This is a genomic window from Arthrobacter sp. 10T413_2, from assembly GCF_056394205.1.
This window is the reverse complement of the sequence record NZ_JBFTHK010000254.1, coordinates 1-4,930: the sequence shown is the minus strand read 5'-3', so window position 1 is coordinate 4,930 and position 4,930 is coordinate 1. Positions and strand designations below refer to the sequence as shown.

The 4,930-nt window shown below is 68.0% G+C and carries 4 protein-coding genes; 1 reads left to right on the top strand and 3 read right to left on the bottom strand.

Annotation, left to right across the window (positions count from 1 at the left end; translation table 11 throughout):
• Positions 1-531: 531 nt before the first annotated feature.
• The gene (locus AC1DBQ_RS21850) at positions 532-1,539 is read left to right on the top strand and encodes an alpha/beta hydrolase (protein WP_476930508.1); all 1,008 of its coding nucleotides are present in this window, start codon (positions 532-534) and stop codon (positions 1,537-1,539) included.
• 64 nt (positions 1,540-1,603) lie between these two features.
• Here AC1DBQ_RS21850 and AC1DBQ_RS21845 read toward each other — a convergent pair whose 3' ends face one another.
• The 3 genes from AC1DBQ_RS21845 to AC1DBQ_RS21835 all read right to left on the bottom strand — a co-directional run.
• Positions 1,604-3,439, bottom strand: coding sequence for a gamma-glutamyltransferase family protein (locus AC1DBQ_RS21845; protein WP_476930509.1), 1,836 nt, complete (start codon positions 3,437-3,439; stop codon positions 1,604-1,606).
• A gap of 106 nt (positions 3,440-3,545) precedes the next feature.
• The gene (locus AC1DBQ_RS21840; RefSeq protein ID WP_302846578.1) at positions 3,546-3,674 is read right to left on the bottom strand and encodes an MFS transporter small subunit; all 129 of its coding nucleotides are present in this window, start codon (positions 3,672-3,674) and stop codon (positions 3,546-3,548) included.
• 1 nt (position 3,675) lies between these two features.
• Positions 3,676-4,930, bottom strand: a 1,255-nt coding sequence (locus tag AC1DBQ_RS21835; protein ID WP_476930507.1) for an OFA family MFS transporter, incomplete at its 5' end; no start/stop codon positions are given.

The following is a 4,930-nucleotide window of genomic DNA, read 5'->3' as shown; positions in this document are numbered from 1 at the left end:
AGAGGCGTGGACCATCCGGCTCCGGGCCGGGGTTCCCTGGTTCATCCCGCCACCCCACATCGACCCCGGCCAGAAACCCCGCCGCAACCACTACTTCACCCCCGCCCCACTCACCCAGGCGGCATGACCGCGGTCCGGACAGTGACACCGCAGCACCTCAACGCGGCCTATGGCGGCAGCCCGGTCAGTGACGGCGTCATCCGGGCTAACATGACAGCCGTGTCATCACGGACCCGGCAGTCACGACAGCTCGGTCGGCAGCTACGGCGCCTCGACGTTCCGAACAGCCCAAGAGATTCCAGACCGCCCCTCCAGTTATCTCGATCATGGAGATAACATCGGACTGTGAACGATGCGATACMGAAGGACCCCGGCAAATCTGCTGTTGATCCTGGGCCGGATGAAGCGATTGGAACMCGTGGGCCTGAATCGTCCGCCCCTGCGCCGGACCCCGCCGATTTGGAGTCCCCACACCTAAGGTCCGCTCAGGTCAACGCGGCTGGAATCGAGTCGCCGGGCTTTAGATCGGCGGTGCTGAACTGGAGCGGCGCCTTCGCCGCCGCCGCGCTGATCGTGGTTCCGCTCTGGATGCTGATTGGCAACCCTGCAGTCCTCGGCGGCCACCCCGCACTGCCCGTGCTGCTGATCGTCGCGGCCGTCGCAGGTCTGCTCTGGGCGTTCATCCTGGTCAAACGCTCGACTCTGCTCGAACGCTGGAGTCTGAACAAACATCAGATTCCAAGAGAACACGGGCAAAAGAGGGTCAGCGTGTCGTCCTGGCAACTGATTCGCGGCCTCGCTGGCAGGGTCGTGGTCTTGGGGGTCGTCGCGGCGTTGGTGTGGCTCAACMCGTTCCCCTACCAGCCAAGCGGCACCGCCGGCCAGACCACCGGAACCACCGCACCTGCCGGAACCACCGCGGAGACTAGAACCGCGACCATCACGGAGGACGCGACCTCGATCACCCTCAGCCCGGAAGGCAAAGCCACCACGGGGCTMGTCTTCTACCCCGKGGCCAGAGTCGATGCGCGCGCCTATCAAGACATCCTGCGCCCGCTTGCAGACGCCGGCCACCTGGTGGTCATCCTGAAAACACCACTGGGCATCCCCCTGCTGGACACCGGCCAGGCCCGTGAGGCCATGGACCGGCACCCCGAGATCGGTTCCTGGGCTGTCGGTGGTCATTCCTTGGGAGGAGTGAGTGCGTCCTCCTTCGCGAAGTCGAATTCCGATGTCTCCGGACTGCTCCTGTTTGCCTCGTACCCGGCCGAAAACATGGCAGACGCCCACGGCCTCTCGGTGCTGTCCATCTCCGGCTCGAATGACGGCCTGAGCACCCCGGACAAGATCGCGGCGTCGAAATCCCTGCTCCCGCCGAACACCACCTACGCAACGGTCGTGGGCGGCGTGCACGCGTTCTTCGGGGACTACGGCGAGCAGCCCGGKGACGGCGAGCCGGGCATCTCCCGTGAACACGCGCAGCAGCAGATCGTCGCTGAGTCGCTCAGCTTCATGGACCAACTCCAAGCCAGCCGCTAACAGCAACCAGGCGAAGGCCCCTCCGGAACCGTACGATTTCTGCAACGGCTGAGCGCCCCATCCGCTACCGGCCCGCGGCGTACCCCTGAGCGCCCCGCGGGTTCGCGGCCGCCTGCAGAACCCCGGTTTCAGGTTCCCGTACGACGGCGGACAGCCGTCCCAGCGTCCAGTCACCAGCCCGGGTGACAATATGGCCCCGGCGCTCCAAGCCCTCGATGACGTTCTCCCCCAGCCGGCCTTCGACGACGGCGCCGCCCGGCTCCCACGTGCGCGGCCAGAAGGACCMGGGCATCGACGTCGTATGGAACGTCGGCGCGTCGATTGCCTGCTGAGCCGAGTACCCGCCCACGATGGTCCGCAGCAAGTAGGGCAGCTRCCATTGGTCCTGCTGGTCTCCGCCGGGCGAACCCAGTGCGGTCACGGCCCGGCCGCCGCGCAGCACGAGAGTCGGCGTCAACGTGGTCCGCGGGCGCTTGCCGGGCGTCAGCGTGGACGGCGTGCCGGGTTCCAGCCAGGTCATCTGCAGCCGGGTGCCCAGGCAGAAGCCCAGCTCCGGAATCGCGGGCGAGGACTGCAGCCAGCCACCGGACGGCGTGGCGGAAACCATATTCCCCCACCGGTCCACGACGTCGATGTGGCAGGTGTCGCCCCGGGTCTCACCTGTCGGCGCCACGGTCGGCTCCCCGATGCCCAGGGCCGCGTGACGACGGGACCCCACCCCGCGCCTGCCGGCCGTACCGCCGCCAGCCGCGCCGCCGTCGAGCGCAACACCAGCGGCGTCGTCACCCGCCCGGCCAGCGGGCACAGGCGGCGTGTATTCGGTGCGCAGCGGCGGGATGTACGGCTCACGGCCCGGCACTGTTCCGGGCCGGAAGTCGTGGGACGCCCTGTCCGTGATCAAGGCGCGGCGGCTGGCGCAGTAGTCGGCCGAGAGGAGGTAGTCCAGCGGAACGTCGGTGTCCCCGTAGTACGCTTCCCGGTCTGCCAACGCAAGCTTCTGCGCCTCCAGGATGGTGTGCGCACCCAGCTCGGTGGACGGATCGAGGTACCGGTCCTCGAAACCATCCAGGATGGCGAGTGTCTGGAGCAKCGCAGGCCCCTGGCCCCACGGACCTGTCTTGGCGATCGTGTGACCGCGGAACTCCACAGTGGAGGCAGCCTCGTACCCGGCTTCGAACCCCGCCAGATCCGCCAGGGCCAGCACCCCGCGGTGGTCCATGCCCGAGGAATGCCGGTGCGGGGCCTGAACCGAATCCACCATGGCCCGGGCCACGAATCCCTCGCGCCACTCGCGCCGGGCCGCATCAATCCGGGCCTCGCGGGACGACGCGCCGGCACCGGTCTCGATGAGCCGTTCCAGCGTCCGGGCATAGGCCGGATTCCTGACCATCTCACCCACAGCCGGGATTCGGCCACCGGGCATCCACAGCTCCGCGGAGGTGGGCCAGTGCGCCTGGAACAGCGCGGCCACGGCCGCAATGGTGGTTCCGACCCGGCCCAGCATCGGGTGGCCGTCCCGCGCGTAGCCGATCGCGAAGTCCAGCACGGCGTCCAGCTCCCAGGTGCCGTGGTCGCGCAGCAGAAGGAACCAGGCGTCGACGGCGGCAGGCACCGCGGCGGCGAGGGCACCGGAGCCCGGCACGAGGTCCAGGCCTTCGGCAAGGTAGTGCTCCACGGTGGCACCAGCGGGCGCGGGACCCTGGCCCATCAGGACGACCGGCTTGGACGGTTCATCTGCCGTGACAAAGACGCCGGTCATGTCGCCGCCGGGTCCGTTGAGGTGCGGCTCCACCACATGCAGCACGAAACCGCCCGCCACGGCGGCATCGAAGGCGTTACCGCCGCGCTCCAACACGGCTTGGGCCGCCGCCGTCGCGAGCCAATGCGTGGACGCGCTCATCCCGAACGTGCCCTGCAGTGTGGGGCGGGTGGTGAAAGGATCCGGGCGCGTAAACGCGGCCGGGCCGGTGAGCTGCCGCTGCAGGGAACCTTCTGCCGCCACGGTGTCAGCCAAACAGTGCCGCCACCCGGGTGAGGGTCTCGTACACGCCGTAGGCGAGCGGCACTCCCACAAGGCCCCACGCGATAATCAATTTTCCGGTGGACCGTGTGACGGGTGTCTGCGCACTACTCATCTCAAGCCTCCAAGGCGGGTTCTTCGGGCCGGACACGGCCGGGGCGGKGTTCGTGGAATCGCGCGGCCACGGGCGTGACCAGCAGGTTTGCCACAAAGCCGATCACCAGCAGCCCCACCATGGTCAGCAGGGCGGGCTGGTACGACGCGGCCGTGAGCGCGCCGGGCTTGCCCTGCGCGTCCAGGAAAGCGTTGACGATCAGCGGACCGGCGACGCCGGCCGCGGACCAGGCGGTCAGGAGGCGGCCGTGGATGGCACCGACCTGGAATGTGCCGAAGAGGTCACKCAGGTAGGCGGGGGCCGTCGCGAACCCGCCGCCGTAGAAGGAAATGATGATAAATGCGAGCGCCACGTAGAGCACGGTGGACGTCGAGCCGGCCAGCGCGAGCACGGTGTAAAGCAGGGCGCCGACGCCGAGGTAGACCATGTAGATGCGCTTGCGGCCGGTCACATCGKAGGTCGCGGACCAGGCAAAGCGGCCTGACATGTTGCCGATAGACAACAGCCCGACGAAGCCGGCGGCGACGGCGGCACTGACCAGGGAGGGGCCGTCGGACTGGCGGAAGAAGTCCTGGATCATCGGGGCGGCCTGTTCCAGGATGCCGATGCCTGCCGTGACATTGCAGAACAAGGCAATCMACACTAGCCAGAACTGCCGCGTCTTCACCGAGTTCCCGGCGGAGACGTTGTCCGTCGTGACCAGAGCGGCGGCTTTGACCTTGGCGGGGTCGAAGCCTGCCGGTTTCCATCCCTCGGCCGGGACCTTGATGGTGAAGGCGCCGAACATCATGTAGGCCAGGTAGACGACGGCGAGGGTCAGGAAGAGCTTGGCCACCGAGTCACCGCTGGCMACCCAGCCCTTGGCGCCGGAGTTGGGGTCGTACAGCTTGAGCAGTGCCGTCGAGACGGGGCTGGCGATCAGGGCGCCGCCGCCGAAACCCATGATGGCCATGCCGGTGGCCAGCCCGGGCCGGTCGGGGAACCATTTGATGAGGGTGGAGACCGGCGAAATGTAGCCGATCCCCAGCCCGATGCCGCCGACGACGCCGTAGCCCAGGTATACGAGCCAGAGCTGGCCGCTGAAGATCCCCAGGGACCCGATCAAGAAGCCGCTGGCCCAGAACACGGCAGAGGTGAACATCGCCTTGCGCGGCCCGTTCCTGTCCACCCACGTGCCCATGATGGCGGCCGAGAGACCCAGCATCACGATCGCGATGGAGAAGATGACGCCGATCTCGGTCAGGCTGGCGCCGAAG

Coding starts and splice junctions, on each gene's coding strand:
- AC1DBQ_RS21840 (WP_302846578.1), bottom strand. CDS start 3,674: ATGAGTAGTGCGCAGACACCCGTCACACGGTCCACCGGAAAATTGATT.